The sequence below is a fragment of the Dechloromonas aromatica RCB genome, from assembly GCF_000012425.1.
Genome location: NC_007298.1, coordinates 1,799,759 through 1,820,631, shown reverse-complemented (window position 1 = coordinate 1,820,631; position 20,873 = coordinate 1,799,759). Strand labels below are relative to the sequence as shown.

Here is a 20,873-nt window from a genome sequence, read left to right as displayed (position 1 = left end):
CATGACCACCAACACTATCACCGAACAACTGACCGCCGCCGGCCGTGCCATCGAGCACGATTCATTTGCCGTGATCGATGCAGAAGCCGGCCCGCACACCTATACCGACGAGCAGTGGCCACTGGTTCGCCGCATGATCCACGCCAACGCCGACTTCGAGTTCAACGGCCTGACCGCCTTTCATCAGGAAGCCATGCGCGCCGGCTTTCAGGCGGTGTTGAAGGGCAATACGCCGATCGTCGCCGATGTCGAGATGATCTGCGTCGGCCTCTCCAAGCCACGCCTGCAGCACTTCGGCCTGAGCACGCACCACTACATTTCCGATGAAGACGTCATCGAGCAGGCCAGGGCCGAAGACACCACCCGCGCCGTCCAGGCCATGCGCAAGGCCCAGCGTCTGGGCAAGCTCGATGGCGCCATCGTTGGCATCGGCAATGCGCCGACTGCACTGATCGAACTGGTCCGCCTGATTCGCGAGGAAGGCGTCCGTCCGGCGCTGGTGGTCGCGATGCCGGTCGGTTTCGTTTCAGCGGCCGAATCGAAGGATCTGATGATGACCGTCAACGAAGTGCCCTGGGTCGCCATCAAGGGGCGCAAGGGCGGCTCGACCCTGGTGGTTGCGGCAATCCACGCCATGCTGTCGCTGGCCGAGGCCGAACAGCACAAGTCGGTGGCCTGAGTCCGGCATGAGCGATGAAACCAGGGTGGGCGAGGCGGCGGAACAAGCCGCCACGCCTGAAAAAATACGCAAGGGAAGCGCCAGGCGGGAACGCGGCAATCGCACCGGCTTCACCACCGGCGCCTGTTCCGCCGCCGCCGCCCGTGCCGCAACGCTCGGCCTGCTGCTCAGCGAAGTACCGGACACAGTGATCTGCCGCCTGCCCAACGGTCAGGAGCAAGCCTTTGCCGTCACCGATGGCTGCGTCGAGGAATCCTCCGGCCTGGCCCATGCCGTGATCATCAAGGATGCCGGCGATGACCCGGACGCCACGCATGGCGCGCACATGACGGCCGATGTGCGGCTGTTGCCCGATCGGGCTGGCGAAATCGTCCTCAAGGGCGGTTTCGGCGTCGGCGTCGTGACCAAGGACGGTCTTGGGCTGGAAGTCGGCGGCCCGGCAATCAACCCGGTGCCGCGCCGCAATATCCTCGACAACGTGCGCGCCGTTGCCGGCGAGTTACTCGACCACGATGGCCTGGAAGTCACCATTTCCGTGCCGGGCGGCGACGAGATGGCGAAAAAGACGCTGAATGCGCGGCTCGGCATCCTCGGCGGCATTTCCATCCTCGGCACCACCGGCATCGTCCGTCCCTACTCGACGGCCGCCTTCCGGGCCAGCGTCGTGCAGGCCGTGGATGTGGCGGCCAAACAGGGCCAGACCAGCGTCGTTTTCACGACGGGCGGGCGCACCGAGAAATTCGCCATGCGCCAATTGCCGGACCTCGACGAATCCTGTTTCGTCCAGATGGGCGACTTCGTCAAGGCCGCCTTCAGCAGCGCCATCAAGCACAAGTTGCCCACCGTTTATGTCGGGGCGATGGTCGGCAAGCTGACCAAGATGTGCCAGGGGCTGGCCGTCACGCACGCCTGGAAGGCGGAGGTCGACCGCGACATCCTGGCCGATTCGGCGCGTGAAGTTGGCGCCCCGGATGATCTGATCGAGGAAATCCGCTCGGCCGAAACCGCGCGCTTTGCCGCCGAACGGCTGGCCAGCCTCGGTCTTGCCGTGACTTTTCATCGCCAACTGGCCATCAAGGCCATCCGCAGTCTCAAGGACAAGTACCCCGGCAATTACCGCCTGGCCGTGCTGGTCTGCGATTTCGAAGGTCAATTTATTTGTCGGGTGAATGAAGATGAAGCGCTCTGATCAATGTGCCTTGATTGGCATTCTCGATGACGGCTGGGCGGGTTTGTCCGAAACCGCCCGCCAGCGTCTGGCGGCAGCCGATATCGTGATCGGTGCCGGGCGGACGCTGGAACTGGTTCGCCCGCACTTGTCCGCCGGCGCAACGCTGAAGGACATGGACGGCGCGCTCGGCCAGGTTAGCGGCTGGATACTGGCTGCCCGCGACGCCGGCCAAACGGTGGCCGCGCTGGCCACCGGCGACCCGCTCTGCCACGGCATCGCCTCGTGGCTGACCGGCAAGCTGGGGCGCGACGGATTCGATATCCTGCCGGCGGTATCGACCTTGCAGCTGGCCTTTGCCCGTTTCAAAACACCGTGGCAGGACATCAAGATTGCCACCTGCCATAGCGCCGATGCCGGCGAATGGTTTGTCGGCGCCACTCCGGCCCACGGCCTCTACAAGCTGATGCGGACCATCGCCCGGCATCCGCGCGTCGCGCTCTTTACCGGCCCGGAAAACACGCCGGCCCGGCTGGCCCGGGCGCTGATCACCGCCGGTTACGGCGATGACGCCAAGCTGTCGATCGCCTGTCGTCTCTTGCTGGCCGATGAGCAGATCTTCGCTGGCCTAAGCCCCGCCGAGGCCGCGACCATGGAGTTCCCGCAGCCGAACGTCGTGCTGGTCGACCGTGCAGCGGAGGCGCCCCGCCCGAGCTTTGGCCTGGAAGATCTCGAATACATCCAGCGCTCGCCGGAAAAAGGCCTGATCACCAAGCAGGAAGCCCGCGCGCTGTCACTGGCCAAGCTGCGCCTCGCACCCGATGCCATCGTCTGGGACATCGGTGCCGGCTCCGGCTCGGTCGGCCTCGAATGCGCCCGGCTGGCCCCGTTCGGCCACGTCTGGGCGATCGAGAAAAACGAAGGCGATGCCGCCAATGCCAGGGCCAATGCCGAACGTTTCCGCATCGGCAACTACACGCTGTGCGAAGGCAAGGCCCCGGCGCAGCTCGATAGCTGGCCAGACCCGGATGCCGTCTTCATCGGCGGCTCCGGCGGCGAACTGGCCGAGTTGATCAAGCTGATCCTCGGCCGCCTGAAGCCGGGTGGCCGGCTGGTCATGAATTTCGTCACCCTGGAAAACCTCGCCACGGCCACGGCAACGCTCAAGGAATGCGGCGCCACCTGGGATGTCGTCCAGCTTCAGGCCAGCCGCAGCCAGCCCATTCTCGACATGCACCGGATGGCCGCGCAGAACCCGGTGTGGATTGTTAGCGCAAGCAAGGAAAATCTATGACTCAAGCCGCAAAAACCCACGGCAAGCTGATCGGCGCCTCACTCGGCCCCGGCGATCCCGAACTGATCACCCGCCGTGCCTGGGCCGCCCTTCAATCAGGTGCCCGCTGGCTGTACCCGGTCAAAAAGGCCGAAGAATCGTCTTACGCGCTGTCCATCGTCGAACGTGGCGGCATTGCCATTCCGGCTGATGCCGTCGAACTGGTCTTCCCGATGACCCGGGATGCCGAAATCCTGGCCAAGGCCTGGGTCCGTGCCGCCGAGCGTACCGTCCAACTGCTGGCCGAAGGACGCGATCTGGTTTTCCTGGTCGAAGGCGATGCGTCCACCTTCGCCACCTTCGGCCACCTCGCCCGCGTCGTCCGCGAGTTGGTACCGCAGATCGAGGTCGAGACCATTCCCGGCGTTTCCTCCTTCGCTGCGGCGGCCGCAACCACCGGCACAACGCTGGCGGAAGAGGACGAAACCTTTGCCATCATTCCGGCCGCTTATGGGGTCGCCGTCATCGACCACCTGCTCGACGAGTTCGACACCCTGGCCCTGCTCAAGGTCAAACCGCTGGTCGACGAGGTGATTGACCTGCTTGAACGGCGCGACCTGCTCGCCACCTCGGTCTTCATCGAGAAAGTCGGCTCACCGGATGAGCGGGTGGTGCACGACGTGGCCAGCCTGAAGGGCGAAAAGGTCAATTACCTGTCCCTGATGCTGGTCCAGAACCCGAAACGCGTCCGCGGCGAACTGCGTCGCGGCTGCCGCAAACGCAAGGAAGCCATCGAGTCTTCGCTACCCGCAATCAACTAGAACGGACGCCACCTCATGAGAATCGCAGTCGTTTCAATCACCAAACATGGCATCGCGCTGGCCGGCAAGGTCGTTGCCGCCCTGCCCGGCGCCCAACTCTTCACCCCCGAGAAATTCCGTCGCGAGGCTGAAATCTCGGCCCCCGGCGCGGCAAACTGCTACGAAGGCAAGGTCGGCGATCAGGTACCGGCGCTGTTTTCCGCCTTCGACGGCATCGTTGCCATCGTCTCGCTGGGCGCCGTCGTCCGCCTGATCGCGCCGCATTTGAAAAACAAGGAAACCGACCCGGCCGTCGTCGTCATCGACGAAGCCGGCAAGTTCGTCATCCCGATGCTGTCGGGGCACCTTGGCGGGGCCAATGCCCTGGCCGGCCATCTGGCGACGGCGCTAGATGCCATCCCGGTGCTGACCACCGCCTCCGATGCGCGCCAGACGCTGGCCGTCGATCTGCTCGGTCGCGAGCTGGGCTGGACTTTCGAGGCGACGCACGACGAAATCGTCCGCTGCAGCGCCGCCATGGTGAACGATGAAGCCGTTGCGCTGGTTCAGGAGACCGGCAGTACCGACTGGTGGGCCGGACACGCCAATGGCCGCAGCGGGCCGTTGCCGGGCAACGTGACCTTGTTCAAGCGGCTGGAGGAAATCGATCCCAGCCATTTTGCCGCCGTGCTGTGGATCAGCGATCGTGAGATGCCAAATGCGCTGGCTGCCCGCCTGGCCGGCAAACGGGTGGTCTATCGCCCGGCGCAAGCCGTATGAAAATCACCCTCGGTCTCGGTTGCGACCGGAACACGCCAGCGAGCACCATCGCGCAGGCGATTGGCGAAGCGCTGGCGGCGGCCAATGCCACGCCAGCCGATGTAGCGGGCGTCGCGTCGATTGACCTGAAGGCCGATGAGGTCGGGCTGCTTGAAGTGGCCGCCCAACACGGATGGATGATTGATTTCCATCCGGCGGCAGCGCTGGCGGCGGTCGAGGTCCCCACCCCCTCGGAAACGGTCCGCAAATATACCGGCACCCCTTCGGTTTCGGAGGCGGCAGCCCTACTCGCTGCCCGTGCCGACCAGACCCATTTGATCATCGAAAAACACAAGTTGCGCGGCCCGGATGGGCGTAACGCGACTGTCTCCATTGCAAGGATTCCAGAATGAATGAAACTCAGACGAAAACCGGGAAAATCATGTTGGTCGGCCTCGGCCCGGGCAGCAACGACCACCTGACCGCTCGTGCTCGCGCCGCCATCGCCGAAGCCGACACGATCATCGGCTACGTTACCTATATCCGCTTGGTGGCCGATCTCGTGGTCGGCAAGGAAGTCATCAAGAAATCGATGACCGAGGAACTCGACCGGGCCATCGAGTCACTCGACCGGGCCCGCCAGGGCAAGAAGGTGGCCCTGATTTCATCGGGCGACGCCGGCGTTTACGGCATGGCCGGGCCGACCTTCGAAGTACTGTTCCAGGCCGGGTGGACGCCGGATTCGGACATTGAAGTCGAGATCATCCCCGGCGCTTCGGCGCTGAACACCTGCGCCGCGCTGGTCGGCGCCCCGCTGACCCACGATTTCTGCGCCATTTCCCTGTCCGACCTGCTGACACCATGGCCGACCATCGCCCGCCGGCTCGATGCGGTGGCCTATGCCGATTTCGTCGTTGCGCTGTACAACCCGAAAAGCGGTCGCCGCACCCAGCAGATCGTCGAAGCGCAACGCCTATTCCTGCGCCACCGCGATCCGAAAACCCCAGTCGCCATCGTCAAATCTGCCTACCGGCCGAAGCAGCGCATCGAATTCACGACGCTGGAAAAGATGGGCGAGGCTGACATCGGCATGCTGTCGACCGTACTGATCGGCAATTCCAACACCTTCATCAAACATGGCCTGATGGTGACGCCGCGCGGCTATGCGAACAAGTACGCCGTCGAGGCTGGCGAACGCAATACCCACGACGGCGAACAGGCTGGCCGCTCGCTGTCCACCGGCCTCAACGGCTGGATGGCGAGCATTCAGGCGAGCGGCAAGAGTGCCGCCGAACTGGCCATCGAGCACCGCCTGCCGGAGGACTACATCGCTGCCGTGCTGGCTAGCGAAGTCCCTGCGGAAGGCGAAGCGAACGAGATCGAGGCATGACGCCAGCCGGTGCAGAAATCGCACCGCTTTGAATTAATGGCTGCCGTCCGGCGCAGCAGAGATCGGTCGTTTTGCCGGACAAACAGCAACAGGTGTCTTTGGCTGATTCAACGGCCAAAGGTGAAACGGGAACGAGGTGCGTGGCGACTCGATAAAACGAGTGACCACAATGCCCCGGCTGCCCCCGCAACGGTAAGCGAGTGCGGAAGTGTCAAGGTGCCCCGGCATGGGGTCACCAGCCACTGGTTCGTCACGTGGCGTCCATAGGACGTGCGCGGTCGGGCCGGGAAGGCGACACTTCAAGACTTGCCAGCCCGGAGACCGGCCTGTTGCTTGGTGTCGCTGCGCTCTACGGTGTGGCGACGATATGCAATAGACCGTCTGCGGGGAAGCTGATGGCGGCAGTTGAAGCATGGCCCTGCGCCATGCCTTGTCGTCATCCGCAAGCTGACGGTAGAACATGGGAGTTCGACTCAGATGTCAAAAACAGGATTCAGTCTCCAGCCAGCGAGTGAGCCAGGCACCCCAGTCCATCCAGTCAGGCGACTCTCTTCCCTGGCACTGGCCCTGCTGTCGGCTTATGCCTTGCCGGCCATTGCCGCCGGCCTGCCGACGCTGCAGGAAGTCACCGTCAGCAGCGGCAGCAAGGACTTGATCGGTATCGCCGAAGCGGCCAGCGAGGGAACGGTCACGGCCAGGCAACTGGCCAACCGGCCCTTGCTCCGCCCGGCCGAGGTCATGGAAGTTGTACCGGGCATGGTGGTCACCCAGCATTCCGGTGATGGCAAGGCCAACCAGTATTTCCTGCGCGGCTTCAACCTCGACCATGGCAGCGACTTCTCGACACTGGTCATGGGGATGCCGGTCAACATGGTCAGCCATGCCCACGGCCAAGGCTACATGGACCTCAATTTCCTGATTCCCGAACTGGTCAGCACGGTCAAATACAAAAAAGGCGTCTATGGTGCCGAGGATGGCGACTTCGCCACCAGCGGCAGCGCCCGCATCGATTACCAGCGCAAGCTGAATGCCCCCTTTGTGGAACTTGGCCTGGGCCAGCACAATTACCGTCGGCTACTCGCGGCCGGCAGCAGCGAACTCAACGGTTTCAGCCTGCTCGCCGGCGTCGAGCTGGCCGGCAACAATGGCCCCTGGGAGCAACCGGAAAACCTGAGCAAGCAGAATGCGGTATTCCGCCTTTCATCCGGCACAGCGGCCAACGGTTTTGCCCTCACAGCCATGCTCTACAAGGCCGAGTGGACGGCCTCCGAGCACGTGCCGGAGCGCGCCATCAGCAGCGGTGAAATCGGCCGCTACGGCACGTTGGTCAAAAACGACGGTGGTCAGACTCACCGTTACAGTCTGTCCGGCGAATGGGCTACAACCGATGAAAAAGGTGCCACGCGAGCCAATTTATACGTCATCGACTACGGCCTCAATCTGTTCTCGGCACCCTCCGGTTATATCAGCGGTCTGGCCGGCGATCAGCACGAACAAGCCGACGAGCGCCTCGTCTGGGGCGGCGAGCTGCGCCATAGCTGGTTCCTCGGCCCGCAGTGCAAGGACAGCGAACTGATGGCGGGGATTCAGCTGCGCCAGGACCGTATCGCCAGCGTTGGGCTCTACAACACGGAAAATCGCCAGCGGACCAATACCGTGCGCGAGGACAGAATCACCGAAACGGCTAGCGGGCTGTTCATGGAGATCAAAACACAATGGCTGCCCTGGCTGCGGAGCAGTATCGGTGCACGCTACGACCAGATCCGGGCCGAGGTCATTGCGTTGGGCGGGGCCAACAACATGGAAAACGGCGGCGATGTGTCGGCCCACCAGGCCAGCCCCAAACTGGGTGCCGTCTTCGGCCCCTTCGCTTTGCTCGGCCCGACCGAGTTTTATGCCAACTGGGGGCACGGTTTCCACAGCAACGATGCACGTGGCGCAACGACGAGAACCAACCCGCAGAACGGCGCCTCAATCGATACGCTACCGCTGATCGTCAAGGCCAGGGGCAGCGAACTGGGCATTCGTGTCGTCCCCCTGCCCGGCTGGAGCAGCAGCCTCTCCATCTGGCAGATGGAACTCGCCTCGGAACTGGTTTTTATTGGCGACGAAGGCGTGACGGAACCCAAGGGGGCTTCACAACGCAGCGGACTGGAATGGTCCAACTACTTCACCCCGATCCCTGGATTGATCGTCGATGCCGACTTGGCCCTGTCGAAAGCGCGCTTCAAAACCGAAGTCAACGGCGGGCGCCATGTGCCGAATGCCATTCCGCTAACCGCCTCGCTTGGCTTGACGCTAGATGGTGGCGGCCGGTGGTTTGGGGGTATTCGTGTGCGCTACCTTGCCCCCTACAGTCTGGAAGAAACCGGCAGCGAGAAGTCCCAAGCCTTCTGGATGGCTAACCTGAAGGCGGGCTACCGCTTCAACAAGCAATGGCAGCTGAGTCTCGATGTGTTGAACCTGTTCGACAAAAAAGCCAATGACATCGAGTACTGGGGCGGTGCTTGCACGCGGAGTGAGGCGACACTGGGAACCGCTGGCTGTGGCGGCGGCTCGGCAATCGATGGCCATCTGGTCCATCCCCTTGAACCGAGGACGGTACGCCTTGGGCTCAGGGTCAATTTTTAAGAGGCCGGGGCGATCTGCATGTTCGAGCGCCCCTCTGCGCCATCAAAACTCTGCACACAGCAAACGGCCTCTGCCCACAAGGCGGGGTTTTGTTGAATAATGCAGCCATGATGATTGCTGACGCCCATGACCCCAACGATCCGGACAAGAAAGGTGACGCCCTGAAGGCACAGCGCTTTCAGATGTTGGCCGACATCGCCAAGGAACTCTCTGGCGAAGTGGTGTTTCCGACTTATTTCGATGCCGTACTGCGCCTGCGTAAAGCCTTGCATGACCGCGACCAGAGTATCGCCAACATTGCCCATGCCGTTTCGGTCGAGCCGCTGATTTCAGCCAAGCTGCTCCAGCTGGCCAACTCGGTCGCCTTCAATCCGCAGGGAAATGAGGTGGTCGACCTGAAATCAGCCATCGTCCGCCTGGGACTCAATGCAGTGCGAACGGCTGCGCTCTCAATCGTGATGACCCAGTTGATGCGGGCAAAAGGCATGGCCGAGTTTTCAGAAATTACCCGCGGCCTCTGGGAACATTCCATCCAGACCTCCGCCGCGGCCAGGGTCATCGCCAGGCAGATGCCCCGCCTGAACGCTGACGAAGCCATGCTGGCCGGCCTGATTCACGATCTGGGCGCGTTCTACATGCTCTATCGGGCAACCCAGTACCAGGAACTCCGCCATCGCCCGGAGAGCATCAAGTACCTGATCGTCAATTGGCATGAAAGCATCGGCGTTTCTTTACTTAACGCCCTGGGACTGCCGGCGGAAATCGTCGAAGCCACGGCGGACCACGATCATATGCGCTCGATCCCAACCGCCATCAAAACCCTGTCGGAGGTCATCTACGTGGCCAACATGCTCTGTGGCGGGCATTTTGAATGGCTGATGCAGGATCAACCGGAAATACCGTCCGAACTCGCCGCGCTGGAAGAAGAATTCGGCCATCTGCGGCCTGAAATCGAGGCCTTGACGGCAGAAATGCGCGACAGCTTCAGCTGATTGCGCTTAGCTCTTGCGGCCGTGGCCGGTTTTTACCTGGGTTGAGGCCAGGATGCCACGCAGGATATTGATCTCGTCCTTTTCCAGCCTGACCCGGCCGAACAAGCGGCGCAGTTTCGGGAAAAGTCGCCCTGGCTGCTCGGGATTATAGAAACCGCTATCGGTCATGATCGTTTCGAGGTGCCCATACAACCCCTCTATCTCGTCGTGCGTCGCCACCGGAGAGGCGAAAGGCGTCACGCCCGGCTCGACCACGGGGGGCTTTTCCAGGAATGCGGCCATCCGGCACTCGTAGCACAGCACCTGGACAGCCGAGCCGAGATTCAGCGAACTGAAATCCGGGTTGGTGGGAATCGTCACCGCCGCCTGGCAATGCAGGATTTCTTCGTTGGTCAGGCCGACGGTTTCATTGCCGAAAACCAGCGCGACATCGCTCCCGGCGGCAGCCTCGGTGATCAGTCGGGCCACCGTCTCGCGCGGCGCCCCGAGAACCGGGCCGATGTCACGCTGCCGCGCCGACAGTGCAACGGCAAAGGCCGTCCCGGCCAGTGCTTCCTTCAATGAACCGGTGACGGTGGCCCGCGCCAGCACATCAACAGCCCCGGTTGCCCGCGTGTCCGCCTCTGGGTCGGGAAACTGCTTCGGGGTGACCAGATACAAACTGGACAGCCCCATGGTCTTCATGGCCCTTGCTGCAGCACCGATATTGCCTGGATGACTCGGACGGCACAGGACGACTCTGATACGTGACAGCAGGACTTCGGGGTTCATGGTGTAAAATTCGTTCTTTCAAATATATATCGGGTGGCACTTGCCGCCCGTTAGCTCTTTAAGCCCATGCATCCAGCTCTGAATATCGCCATCAAGGCAGCGCGTCGCGCCGGCCATATCATCAATCGCGCTTCGAACGACCTCGACTTGCTCAAGGTTACCGCCAAGCAGCCCAACGACTTCGTGACCGAGGTCGACAAGGCTGCCGAAGCTGCGATCATCCAAACCCTGCAGGAGGCCTATCCGAATTACGGCATTCTAGCAGAGGAGTCCGGCGAGACCGCCGGCAAGGGCGATGGCGAATACCAGTGGATCATTGATCCGCTCGACGGCACGACCAACTTCATTCACGGCATGCCGCAGTATGCCGTTTCGATCGCACTCGCCAAGGGCGGCGTCGTCGAACAGGCCGTCGTCTTCGATCCGAATCGCAACGAACTGTTCACGGCCAGCAAGGGCGGCGGCGCCTTCCTCAACGAACGCCGCATCCGCGTCTCCCGTCGCACCCGCCTCGGTGAATCGCTGATTGGCACCGGCTTCCCGTACCGGATGTTCGACAAAATCGATCTCTACCTGTCCATCTTCAAGGAACTGGCCGAGAAAACAGCCGGCCAGCGCCGTCCCGGTGCAGCCTCGCTCGATCTGGCCTATGTCGCCTGCGGCCGTTACGACGGTTTCTGGGAATTCGGCCTGTCGCCGTGGGACATGGCAGCCGGCGCATTGCTTATTTCCGAAGCCGGCGGTCTGGTCAGCGACCTGCGCGGTGAGGCCAGCTATCTTGAGACTGGCAATCTTGTTGCCGGCACGCCGAAGGTTTTCGGGCCACTGCTCAAGATTATCCAGGACAAGCTTCCGGATAGCGTTCGCGGCTAAATGCGGGCTCGACTCATAAAAAAGCGCCTTCTGGCGCTTTTTTATGAGGGGAAATATCATTCAGACGGCTATTTCCTGCAAAACACTATCCAGTTTCCTGGCCTCAACCGGTTTAAAGAGAAAGTCCGTAAAGCCAGCCATGCGCATGTGCGCAACATTGACCAAATCGCCATGCGCCGTATAGGCCACTACGGGCAAATCGACTAGCCCCAGCTCTTCACGGATGATTTGGCACAATTCGATACCCGACATTTCGAACATCATGATATCGAGCATGACCAGATCGAACTGCTCCTCCTTTAGCTTGGTCAGCGCCGCCTCGGCACAATTCTGTTCACTCACCTGATAGCCGCGATGCATCAGCATGCTGGACAACAAAACACGCATCAAGGGATTGTCATCGACCACCAGTGCGCGACGGCCGGATTGATCGCTGGTATTGATAGTGGGCATAGCAAGCTCCAGTGCCTCTCAATTTTCGAGTCGAAATCAGCAGCAATTTGATAAAAATATACACATAATCATAAATGTAATTTTTACCATATTAGCAAATGAAATCACCCACTTCAAGAAAGGTCGAGCGCTTTAAATTCCAATGCTAACGGCCAATGGAATGACCATTACCATCCTACCGGCCAGTTTCTCGCCAATGATGCCATGCGCCCCGCCCGTCCTGGACGTGCTCGGCATTCAGTCTTGCTTGGCTAATAGCTCATCGAGCATGGCGATCATCTGATCAATCTCGGTCTCACTGACGTTCAGGGCCGGCATGAAGCGCAGCAGGGTCGGGCGCGGCGCGTTCAGTAAAAGGCCGACTGGCTGCATGGTCAACGCCCTTTGAACGATCTGCGGGGCACGTTCGTCGTCGAGAATCAGTGCCCGCAACAGGCCGGAACCACGCTCTCCTTTCAGTCCGTGTTTCGCTGATAGTTCGCGCAGGCATTTGGCGAGGTATTGACCGCGGGCTTCAATTTCAGCCAGGAAGCCAGGAGCCAGCATGCGCTTCATTATCGCAACGCCAACGGCCGTCATCAGCGGATTACCGTTGTAAGTGCCCCCCTGGTCACCAGGCTCGAAACAGCAGATGGCCTCGCGGGCGAGCAATGCCGCCAGCGGCACGCCGCCGCCGATGCCTTTGCCCAGCGTCATGATGTCCGGCTCGATGTCAGCATGTTCATGGGCAAACAGCTTGCCGGTTCGACCAACACCGGTCTGCACTTCATCGACGATGAGCAGGATGCCGCGCTGGCGGGTCAGTTCGCGCAGCGCTTTCAGGAACTCGATCCCAGCCGGGATCACTCCGCCCTCGCCTTGCACCGGCTCCAGCATCACGGCCACGGTTTTCGGGCCGATCAGCGCCTCGACCGCGGCAATGTCGTTGTAAGCAGCCTTCGGAAAACCCGACACCTGCGGTGCATACAGCGTATCCCAGCCGGCCTTGCCGGACGCCGACATGGTGGCCAGCGTCCGACCGTGAAAGGAATGCTCGAAGGTAATGATCTCGTGGGCACCGCCTTTATGCAGCCTTCCCCACTTGCGAGCCAGTTTGATCGCACCCTCGTTGGCTTCGGCGCCCGTGTTGGCAAAGAAAACGCGATCAAAGCAGGAATTCGCCGTCAGCAGCCCGGCCAGTTCGACCATTGGCCCGTTGTAGAAAGCCGGGCTCGGATTAATCAGACGGCCTGCCTGCTCAACCAGTGCTTCTGTGATTTCCGGCGGGCAATGGCCAAGACAATTGACCGCCCAGCCCTGGATGAAATCGAGGTAGCGCTTACCTTGATGATCGATCAACCACGACCCCTCACCCCGTTCAAAGACGAGGTCGGGACGGTTGGTGATGTACATCAGGGAATCGGTGGAAAACGCTCCGTATTGCATGACTGGCTCCGGAATTGGCTGAGGGCGAAAGTATATGGCCGGATGGTGGCCGAATTATTTTGCGGCTGTATTTTGTAACCAGGCAGCCAGTGCGGCTTCACCAAAAGCAACATCCTGTGCCTCCGAACCTCCGGAAATTCCAATGGCACCGACCCGCGCACCGTCGTACTTGATCGGCAGGCCACCGCCAAAGCTGACGAAGCGCTCGCGGTGCATCAGGCCATGCCGCAACATTTCGCCACCTTCGGCCAACCGCCTGTCCCACTTGCCGGTCGCCAGGCCAAAGCTGACGGCGGTGTAGGCCTTGTCGAGGGCAATGTCGATGGAGTGGTACGGAGCGCCGGTCTGGCGCTTGAAAACCAGCGGGTAACCGGCACGGTCGACCACCGCCACGCAGATATTGACACCGGCCAATGCGGCTTCGGCCAACGCCAGTTCGGCGATCTCACTGGCCGCAGCAAGATCGAGGGATGCAATCATTTCAATGGCCATCTTTGGCTCCTTGATGCGCGACGGCTATCTGCGTCAGCAAGCGCCGTCGCCGGGTGAACAGGAAAACAACAAAAAAGAGCAGGATGCCCCCTTCAAGCAACAGCGTGCGCCCCGCCCCTAAGCCCGCAGCAACGAAGCCGGCGAGCAGTCCGCCCAGCGCATCGAAACCGAAGCGGGCTGAGGTAAAAAAGGAAACGACGCGACCGCGCAACTGTTCCGGTGCGGTGCTCTGCAGCACCATGTTGATGCCGACATTGCACACCGAGATACCAAACCCGAGGCCAACCATCCCGCAGAGCGCCAGAGGCAGCCAGGTCGTCGTGGCAAAAACCAGCAAGCCGGCGGCACTGATCGCAACACCGGCAACCACCGCCGATATGACAGCCGGTGCTGACTTGCGGGTCGCCAGAAAAATGGTGGATACAAAGGCCCCGCAACCGGCCGCCCCCCACAGCCAGCCCAGGGTCGTCGCATCACCGGCGAAGACATCGCGCGCAAAGATCGGCAACAGGACTGCATAGGCGGAGGCCGTCAGGTTCAATGCGATCAGCGTGATGATCAGCATTCGAACTGTCCACGTCTGCCAGGCGTACAAAACCCCTTCCTTGAACACCTGCCCGACCGAGCCCTTGGCACGCATCGGTTGCTGGCCGCTGACCAGCAGGATTGCGGTAATCAAGGCCAGGAAGGAGAAGGCATTGATCGCGAAACAAAAAGCCTCCGAGGTCAGGCCGAGCAGCAGGCCGGCAATCGGCGGGCCGATGAAGCGGCCTGCGTTGAAGAGCATCGCATTGAGCGCCAGCGCGTTGGGAAGATCGTCGCGACTGCCGACAAAACTGCCAATCAGCGATTGGCGTAATGGTGCGTCGAAACTGCTCAGGACACCGAGCAGCAAGGCCATCAAAACAATAAAGCTGGTGCCGATCCAATCCATCCAGCAAAGACCGGCCAGCACGAAGGCCTGCACCGCCATCAGCGATTGCACACCAACCAGCCATTTCTTCTTGTCATGCTTGTCGATCCAGGCCCCGGCCAGCGGCCCGACCACCAACTGCGGGATCAGGCCACAGAAGGCAGTGATGCCGAGCAGGGCAGCCGAACCGGTCAGTCGGTAGACCAGCCAGGACAGTGTCACCTGCTGGATCCATGAGCCGAGAATGGAAACCGCCTGACCAACGAAATACAAGCGGAAATTGCGATGCGCCAAGGCGCGCATGCCTGCCGGCAAATGGCTGGCACGAGGGGAGGATGCAGTCATCAGGATAATCGGTAATCGGCGCAGGTCAGCTGGACGCATGCCGGAACATCAGGTAGCCGAGCAGCGAGGCTGCCGTGTTCATCACGACACCCCAGGCCCTTCAGTCGGCTGCTACGATGGAGATGATAACTGACAGCGGCACTGGTCCGCATGGCAAATCCGAACAAGGGTGCCCCCCCGGTGCTATGCGATGAGCACAGACCGCATGGTTCACGCCTGAAGGCTGGCTAGGTTATTTTTACGGCAAATAGCGCTGGCTGTTGAATCAGACCTGACGACTGGCCACCAGATCGGGGATTTCTCCGGCCGGCACCCCCGGACTGCAATAGAACCCCTGATATTCGTCACAGTGATGACTACGCAGGAACTCGAGTTGCTCGACGGTTTCAACGCCCTCGGCAATCACCTTGCGCTCTAATTCCTCCGCGATACCAATCACCATGCGGATGATCGCTGCATCATTGGTGTTGTGCTCCAGATCGCGGACAAATGAACGGTCGATCTTGATCTTGTCGATCGGGAAGCGCTTCAGGTAGGAGAGGCTGGAATAGCCCGTTCCGAAATCATCGATCGACAGCCCAACCCCCAGCATCTTCAGTTCGTCCATGATGCGAATCACCCGCTCCGGGTCCTCGATAATGACGCTCTCAGTAATTTCCAGTTCAAGATAACGTGCCTCCAGCCCAGAGTTCTGAAGCGACTGCGACACCAAGGCGACGATATCGGCACCATGAAACTGGACCGCAGACAGGTTGACCGCCACAACCTTGGGCGCCATCCCGGCATCCTGCCATGCCTTGTTTTGCCGGCACGCCTCTTCCAGCACCCAGGTACCGATTGGCAGGATCAGCCGGCTTTCTTCCGCCAAGGGAATGAAATTCACCGGCGACACCATGCCCAGTTCCGGATGCTGCCAGCGGAGCAAGGATTCGAAACCGATGATTTCTCCGCTATTGATATCGACCTGCGGCTGATAATGCAGCAGCAGCTCATTCCGTGACAGCGCCCAGCGCAGATCGCTCTCCAGGCGCAGACGTTCCGCCATACGGACGTTCATGTCGGCCGAGAAGAAACGGAAGGCGTTTTGCCCCGAGTCCTTGGCGTGATGCAGTGCATTATCGGCATTACGCAACAGGCTTGCGACATCATGGCCATCACTGCCCAGCAGACAAATGCCGGCCGACGCCGTAGTCACGATATCGCTTCCTTCGATCATCACTGGCTGAGCAATCGCATCCAGCAATTTGCGGGCAACCACCTCGGCCACAACGGGACGTATCCCCTGGGCGAGCAGAACGCCAAACTGATCCCCCCCCAGACGACCAAGAAAATCACCATCGCGAAGTATTTTTCGCAAGCGCACGCTGATGCGGCGCAGCATGGCATCGCCAGCGGCATGCCCGAAAGCATCATTGACCCGGCTCAACTGATCAAGGTCGATCAGAATCAGCGCACCTTTCCTTGCCGCTGCCAGCCACTCCCCCATGATCCGGGAAAATCCCTGACGATTCGGCAGTTCGGTCAACTGATCGACGTGGGTCAGCGACTCGATGCGTGCCTCCGCAGCCTTGCGCTCGCTAAGATCGGTGACAAATACAGCCCAGTTGACGACCTTGCCCGCATCGTTGCGAATCGAACTGATATTGCAATAGATAGGCAGCAAACTTCCATCCTTGCGCACAGCCTTCATCTCGCCACGCCAGACGCCCTGCTCGTTAAGCGCCAATGAAAGCTCATCCAGCGAAACCTTGTCCTGATAGCCTTCAAGCATGAAGCGCGGCGGCCGGCCCTTGAGATCGTCCAGACTGTAACCACTGATCGTCGTCACCGCCTTGTTCAGCGTAACCACCTGGCGCTCCGCATCAAGGATCAAGACAGCATCGTTGGCATGATCGAAGAAGTGGGTGATCAGGCGCTGGCGCTCCTCGGCCTCATAGCGCTCAGTCATGTCCCAGGCCACCCCAGCCAGGCCTCTTGGCTGACCATCATCACGGTATACCGGCACGCGCAAAAACTCGAACGGCGACAGCTTGCCGCGCAGATGCAGCCAGACAACCTCGCGTACCGGCCCACCTTTGCGATAAACCTCCAGTTGACCGTCACGCAGTACTTTGGCCTCCTCTGCCGGGAACAGCTCATCGACGGTATGGCCAAGAACCTGCTCCATTGGCAGGCCTTTGTAGTGACAGAAAGCCTCATTGACCGCCAGATAATGCCCTTCGTTATCGAGCAGCCAGGCTGGGTCGGGAATCGAATCGAGCAAGGCCCTGCCTTCACGGGTTTTATCGGCAAAATCCTTGGCCAGTTTTTCTGCCAGCGCCTCTGCCTGGCGATACCCCATTCCCCAGGAGCGCATCAGCGCAATCAAAGCAACCGCCAGCACGATGCCGAGAAAAGCATAGACCACCGCCCGGCGCCGCCATTCGGCCAGCACCTCAGCTTCGGCCAGGCCTACGATAACCACAAATGGGAAGCCTTCTATCGCGCGGTAAGCGAATACCCGCTGCACGCCATCCAGGCCTCCTGCGCGCCGAAAACTGCCAGACACTTCCCCCGCCATCAAGCGTGCCGAAATTGGATTATCAAGCAGCGCTCGACCTTGCCAGTCGGGCAGTTCCGGCCAACGGGCAAACAATTCCATATCCCGGCTCCACAGCGCAATGACGCCCTGCTGGCCGACATCCAAACCATGGTAGTAACGTTCGAAGTAATCGGCCCGCAAAGTGCCCAATACGATGCCGGCGAAATTGCCAGCCTTGTCCTGCAAGCGGCGGGCAAAAACGATCACGATATCGTTGGTCACACGGGAAACCAGCGGCGGAGAAATAACCAATCCGGCCGCAGGATCATCACGGAGACGAATAAAGTACGGGCGGTCACCAATATTGACATCAGCCAGCGTTCCACTGGCATCGTAGACATAGTGCCCTTCTGCATCGGCTACGCGAAAACTATGCACTTCAGGGAAATTGGCCTGATAGCGCCGTAACTCGGCATCAAGGCGCTCGCGCGAGGCACGATCCACGACATCCTGCTGGAAACGCTGCACAAAATCGGAAAGATGATGATCAATCTTGCTCGCCGCCCCCTGCAGATGGCTCTCCAGCAATTTGCCCAGCGTCTGGCCGAGATGCTCGGCAGCCTGTAATTCACGCTCACGTGATTGATGAAGGTCTACACCGACCCATCCGAACAGGGAAATACATAGTGCCGTCACCAGCAACACGCCAAAACGCAAAGACAACTTCCCCGCCATCCCTCCCCCCGACTAATCCAGAAGCATTTTTTATTGCAGTCTAGCACGCTGAACATGGGGTACTGGGTGCAAAAAAATCACGATTGCATTGTTTTACACCGTAGTTTCCAACCAAAGATTGCCAATCCGCAGCAAAATCCGGGGCTATTGGGCGTTATTCAATGAAATCTCCGGCGAGAGAATCATTTGAATCCTAGGTTTAATATCAGGGACGATAATTGGCTCACGCCGCTTGCCGACAACGGGGAAAACGATGGGCAGAAATGCAAAACGGCCCGGAAAGGGCCGTTTTGCATCGAATTCTGGCGGAGGAGGCGTCCGCTATTTTGTTGTCCAACAACATCCAATGATTTCCAATAACCATTTAAATAACAATGCATTAGATAAAAATATTGTCCAATAACGTACAATTAAATTCAACCCAATCCACGTCTTATTTGATAGTCAATTTGCTAGTCAACTTTACATGGCACGCCAGATCGGAAAGCTCACCGCGCTTCAAGTCACCAAGCTAACCAAGCCAGGTTTGTATGGTGACGGTGGCGGACTCACTCTGCAGATTACCAGCCGAAGCTCTAAAAGCTGGCTCTTCCGCTTCATGAAGGATGGCAAGTCCTACGGCATGGGATTAGGTCCCACACACACGGTGAGTTTAGCTGAAGCGCGACAAAAAGCACTCGATGCCCGGAAGCTACTGACCGAAGGTATTAACCCACTCACCGCCAAGAAAGAACGGGCCATTGCAGAGCAATTGACCAGGGCGCGTACGATTTCCTTCGATCAATGCGCAGAAGCCTATATCAATGCCCACAAGGCTAGCTGGAAAAATGCAAAGCACGCGGATCAGTGGACGAATACGCTGAACACCTACGCCAGCCCGATCTTCGGCAAGCTCCCCGTCGCCGAAGTGGATACGCCATTGGTCGTGAAATGTCTCTCTGCTATCTGGCAAACCAAAACTGAGACTGCAACTCGTGTTCGTGGACGAATTGAATCGGTCTTGGATTGGGCCACAACCAGTGGTTACCGATCCGGTGAGAATCCGGCCCGCTGGAAAGGCCATCTTGAAAACCTGCTGGCGACAATCTCCAAAACAAGCCGAACGAAGCATCATGCATCCCTGCCCTGGCAACAAGTTGCTACATTCATGTCCGACCTCAAATCGCGGGAAGGAACGGCTGCACGAGCGCTTGAATTGGTGATCTTGACCGCTTGCCGATCGGGGGAGGTTCGGGGAGCAAAATGGTCGGAATTCGACCGAAAGAACAAAATCTGGACGATTCCAGCAGAACGCATGAAGGCCAAACGGGAGCATGAAGTTCCGCTCTCGGCGCAAGCGCTTGAACTGCTCAAGCGCCTGCCGGAGGATGGAGAATTACTGTTTCCAGGTACGAAGGAACAGCCTCTTTCCGATATGTCGCTGACGGCGGTCATCCGACGCATGAACGGAGACGAAACCCAAAAATGGACATCGCCTGATGGCGAGGTAATCACCGTCCATGGATTTCGCGCCACTTTTCGCATGTGGGCGGCTGAGACAACCAACTATCCGCGAGAGGTTGCTGAACATGCACTGGCCCATCAGTTGCCTGATGCAGTTGAACGCGCCTATCAACGTGGGACTCAATTCGCCAAGCGAATTGCCCTCATGTCCGACTGGGGGCAGCAGTGCAAGAAGAAACCTTCTGCTGAGAAAGGACTCTGGACAATCACGTCGCTTCCTTGACGCTCAAAACGATAGTAGAAATTCGTGGGTTTTAATTGGAAGCGGTTATATCAAACATAGGCGCAGGGTGACAGCTTAGGGTGAGCCTTACTGAGCACTACCCACCTGCTTAGGCTTATTCATGACGCGCCTATGGGCTGATGATGGTCATCATGAATGTGTTCATGGGTTTGCTCCATGGCTTCATGGGTAAATCAGGCTTTGAACAAAGCGTTGCGATTGGTGCACAGAGCATTAGACAAAACTAATTTGGTGGCTATACTTGTAAGTAACTTATTACATACAAGACAACCATGTCTCTCAATCCTCGCCAATCAACCGAGTCCCGTCAGGCAGAAATCATCGCCACCTTGGTGGCCTTGGCTGCCGAACGAAACCCGGCCGACGTCACGACGACAGACATCGCCAAGGCGATGAACGTGACTCAGGGAGCACTGTTCCGCCACTTCCCGACCAAGGAAGCGATACGGCTTGCGGTTATCGAGTGGATAGAAGCGCAACTGATGGCCAAACTCGGGGATGCACAGTTGTCTGCCCCCGATGTCTTGAACGGCCTGGAAGCAATGTTCCTGGCGCACGTGAAATTCATACGTGAATTCCCTGGCGTTCCACGCCTGGTCTTTGCCGAACTCCAGCAACCGGATAGTTCGCCCGTGCGGCAGCGCGTGCAACAAATCATGCAGCGCTATCGGCAGATGTTGACTGAAACCTTAGGTAAAGCCAGGGATGCCCAGCTGATAAGAGACGATGTGGATGTCCGGGCTGCCGCTGCGCTATTTCTCGGCGCCATCCAGGGTTTGGTGATGCAGTCCATGCTCGTTGGCGTCTCACCTGATACCGAAGAGCCGGTACTTGGCGTTCTACACCTCTACCTTGCCGGCCTGAGAGCCAAATCATGAAACCCAGCCAGGTCATTAGCCGAAAGCT

18 protein-coding genes and 1 riboswitch are annotated in these 20,873 nt (G+C 59.6%); of the genes, 12 read left to right on the top strand and 6 right to left on the bottom strand.

Annotation, left to right across the window (positions count from 1 at the left end; genetic code table 11):
- Position 1: 1 nt before the first annotated feature.
- The 9 genes from DARO_RS08720 to DARO_RS08680 all read left to right on the top strand — a co-directional run bounded on the left by DARO_RS08720 (position 2) and on the right by DARO_RS08680 (position 9,692).
- Positions 2-679 (top strand): precorrin-8X methylmutase, encoded by a 678-nt coding sequence (locus tag DARO_RS08720; RefSeq protein ID WP_011287444.1) that lies wholly within the window; start codon positions 2-4, stop codon positions 677-679.
- 7 nt (positions 680-686) lie between these two features.
- Complete coding sequence (locus DARO_RS08715) at positions 687-1,868, top strand: cobalt-precorrin-5B (C(1))-methyltransferase (RefSeq protein WP_011287443.1); 1,182 nt, start codon at positions 687-689, stop codon at positions 1,866-1,868.
- Positions 1,855-3,141, top strand: coding sequence for a bifunctional cobalt-precorrin-7 (C(5))-methyltransferase/cobalt-precorrin-6B (C(15))-methyltransferase (locus tag DARO_RS08710; RefSeq protein WP_011287442.1), 1,287 nt, complete (start codon positions 1,855-1,857; stop codon positions 3,139-3,141). Before DARO_RS08715 ends, DARO_RS08710 begins: the two co-directional genes overlap by 14 nt.
- Positions 3,138-3,941 (top strand): precorrin-2 C(20)-methyltransferase, encoded by an 804-nt coding sequence (gene cobI / locus DARO_RS08705; RefSeq protein ID WP_011287441.1) that lies wholly within the window; start codon positions 3,138-3,140, stop codon positions 3,939-3,941. The genes DARO_RS08710 and cobI overlap by 4 nt, the downstream gene beginning before the upstream one ends.
- 15 nt (positions 3,942-3,956) lie before the next feature.
- Positions 3,957-4,700, top strand: coding sequence for a cobalamin biosynthesis central domain-containing protein (locus DARO_RS08700; protein ID WP_011287440.1), 744 nt, complete (start codon positions 3,957-3,959; stop codon positions 4,698-4,700).
- Positions 4,697-5,092: a cobalamin biosynthesis protein gene (locus DARO_RS08695; RefSeq protein WP_011287439.1), complete on the top strand. Its 396-nt coding sequence runs from the start codon at positions 4,697-4,699 to the stop codon at positions 5,090-5,092. Before DARO_RS08700 ends, DARO_RS08695 begins: the two co-directional genes overlap by 4 nt.
- Complete coding sequence (gene cobJ / locus DARO_RS08690; RefSeq protein WP_011287438.1) at positions 5,089-6,069, top strand: precorrin-3B C(17)-methyltransferase; 981 nt, start codon at positions 5,089-5,091, stop codon at positions 6,067-6,069. The genes DARO_RS08695 and cobJ overlap by 4 nt, the downstream gene beginning before the upstream one ends.
- Positions 6,070-6,142: 73 nt before the next feature.
- Positions 6,143-6,413: riboswitch (cobalamin riboswitch) on the top strand.
- A 133-nt stretch (positions 6,414-6,546) separates the two neighbouring features.
- Positions 6,547-8,700, top strand: coding sequence for a TonB-dependent receptor domain-containing protein (locus DARO_RS08685; RefSeq protein WP_011287437.1), 2,154 nt, complete (start codon positions 6,547-6,549; stop codon positions 8,698-8,700).
- 107 nt (positions 8,701-8,807) lie between these two features.
- Positions 8,808-9,692, top strand: coding sequence for an HDOD domain-containing protein (locus tag DARO_RS08680; protein WP_157037169.1), 885 nt, complete (start codon positions 8,808-8,810; stop codon positions 9,690-9,692).
- Between the two features lie 6 nt (positions 9,693-9,698).
- On the opposite strand, the gene DARO_RS08675 is transcribed toward DARO_RS08680, so the two are convergent.
- On the bottom strand, positions 9,699-10,463 hold the full coding sequence (locus DARO_RS08675; protein ID WP_011287435.1) for an RNA methyltransferase: 765 nt from the start codon (positions 10,461-10,463) through the stop codon (positions 9,699-9,701).
- A gap of 66 nt (positions 10,464-10,529) precedes the next feature.
- Between DARO_RS08675 and DARO_RS08670 the strand changes: the two genes are divergently transcribed.
- Entirely contained in the window at positions 10,530-11,336 is an 807-nt protein-coding gene (locus DARO_RS08670) for an inositol monophosphatase family protein (protein ID WP_011287434.1), read from the top strand.
- A 60-nt stretch (positions 11,337-11,396) separates the two neighbouring features.
- On the opposite strand, the gene DARO_RS08665 is transcribed toward DARO_RS08670, so the two are convergent.
- From DARO_RS08665 to DARO_RS08645, 5 genes are all read right to left on the bottom strand, one after another.
- A complete protein-coding gene (locus tag DARO_RS08665; RefSeq protein ID WP_011287433.1) occupies positions 11,397-11,789 on the bottom strand; it encodes a response regulator in 393 nt (130 codons plus the stop codon).
- 237 nt (positions 11,790-12,026) lie between these two features.
- On the bottom strand, positions 12,027-13,214 hold the full coding sequence (locus DARO_RS08660; RefSeq protein WP_011287432.1) for an acetylornithine transaminase: 1,188 nt from the start codon (positions 13,212-13,214) through the stop codon (positions 12,027-12,029).
- Positions 13,215-13,268: 54 nt separating this feature from the next.
- Positions 13,269-13,706 (bottom strand): heme-binding protein, encoded by a 438-nt coding sequence (locus tag DARO_RS08655; protein WP_011287431.1) that lies wholly within the window; start codon positions 13,704-13,706, stop codon positions 13,269-13,271.
- Positions 13,696-15,003, bottom strand: coding sequence for an MFS transporter (locus tag DARO_RS08650; RefSeq protein WP_011287430.1), 1,308 nt, complete (start codon positions 15,001-15,003; stop codon positions 13,696-13,698). Before DARO_RS08650 ends, DARO_RS08655 begins: the two co-directional genes overlap by 11 nt.
- Positions 15,004-15,229: 226 nt before the next feature.
- Positions 15,230-18,208 (bottom strand): EAL domain-containing protein, encoded by a 2,979-nt coding sequence (locus DARO_RS08645; RefSeq protein WP_041224868.1) that lies wholly within the window; start codon positions 18,206-18,208, stop codon positions 15,230-15,232.
- 478 nt (positions 18,209-18,686) lie between these two features.
- Between DARO_RS08645 and DARO_RS08640 the strand changes: the two genes are divergently transcribed.
- Complete coding sequence (locus DARO_RS08640) at positions 18,687-19,946, top strand: site-specific integrase (RefSeq protein WP_011287428.1); 1,260 nt, start codon at positions 18,687-18,689, stop codon at positions 19,944-19,946.
- A 293-nt stretch (positions 19,947-20,239) separates the two neighbouring features.
- Positions 20,240-20,845 (top strand): TetR/AcrR family transcriptional regulator, encoded by a 606-nt coding sequence (locus tag DARO_RS08635; protein ID WP_011287427.1) that lies wholly within the window; start codon positions 20,240-20,242, stop codon positions 20,843-20,845.
- The last annotated feature ends 28 nt before the right edge of the window (positions 20,846-20,873 follow it).

Bases quoted from the DNA above. Each gene is read 5' to 3' on its own strand.
- DARO_RS08680 (WP_157037169.1), top strand. From the start codon at position 8,808: ATGATGATTGCTGACGCCCATGACCCCAACGATCCGGACAAGAAAGGT.
- DARO_RS08640 (WP_011287428.1), top strand. From the start codon at position 18,687: ATGGCACGCCAGATCGGAAAGCTCACCGCGCTTCAAGTCACCAAGCTA.
- cobI (WP_011287441.1), top strand. From the start codon at position 3,138: ATGACTCAAGCCGCAAAAACCCACGGCAAGCTGATCGGCGCCTCACTC.
- DARO_RS08715 (WP_011287443.1), top strand. From the start codon at position 687: ATGAGCGATGAAACCAGGGTGGGCGAGGCGGCGGAACAAGCCGCCACG.
- DARO_RS08695 (WP_011287439.1), top strand. From the start codon at position 4,697: ATGAAAATCACCCTCGGTCTCGGTTGCGACCGGAACACGCCAGCGAGC.
- DARO_RS08665 (WP_011287433.1), bottom strand. From the start codon at position 11,789: ATGCCCACTATCAATACCAGCGATCAATCCGGCCGTCGCGCACTGGTG.
- DARO_RS08720 (WP_011287444.1), top strand. From the start codon at position 2: ATGACCACCAACACTATCACCGAACAACTGACCGCCGCCGGCCGTGCC.
- DARO_RS08650 (WP_011287430.1), bottom strand. From the start codon at position 15,003: ATGCGTCCAGCTGACCTGCGCCGATTACCGATTATCCTGATGACTGCA.
- DARO_RS08635 (WP_011287427.1), top strand. From the start codon at position 20,240: ATGTCTCTCAATCCTCGCCAATCAACCGAGTCCCGTCAGGCAGAAATC.
- DARO_RS08675 (WP_011287435.1), bottom strand. From the start codon at position 10,463: ATGAACCCCGAAGTCCTGCTGTCACGTATCAGAGTCGTCCTGTGCCGT.
- DARO_RS08660 (WP_011287432.1), bottom strand. From the start codon at position 13,214: ATGCAATACGGAGCGTTTTCCACCGATTCCCTGATGTACATCACCAAC.
- DARO_RS08670 (WP_011287434.1), top strand. From the start codon at position 10,530: ATGCATCCAGCTCTGAATATCGCCATCAAGGCAGCGCGTCGCGCCGGC.
- DARO_RS08700 (WP_011287440.1), top strand. From the start codon at position 3,957: ATGAGAATCGCAGTCGTTTCAATCACCAAACATGGCATCGCGCTGGCC.
- cobJ (WP_011287438.1), top strand. From the start codon at position 5,089: ATGAATGAAACTCAGACGAAAACCGGGAAAATCATGTTGGTCGGCCTC.
- DARO_RS08685 (WP_011287437.1), top strand. From the start codon at position 6,547: ATGTCAAAAACAGGATTCAGTCTCCAGCCAGCGAGTGAGCCAGGCACC.
- DARO_RS08655 (WP_011287431.1), bottom strand. From the start codon at position 13,706: ATGGCCATTGAAATGATTGCATCCCTCGATCTTGCTGCGGCCAGTGAG.
- DARO_RS08710 (WP_011287442.1), top strand. From the start codon at position 1,855: ATGAAGCGCTCTGATCAATGTGCCTTGATTGGCATTCTCGATGACGGC.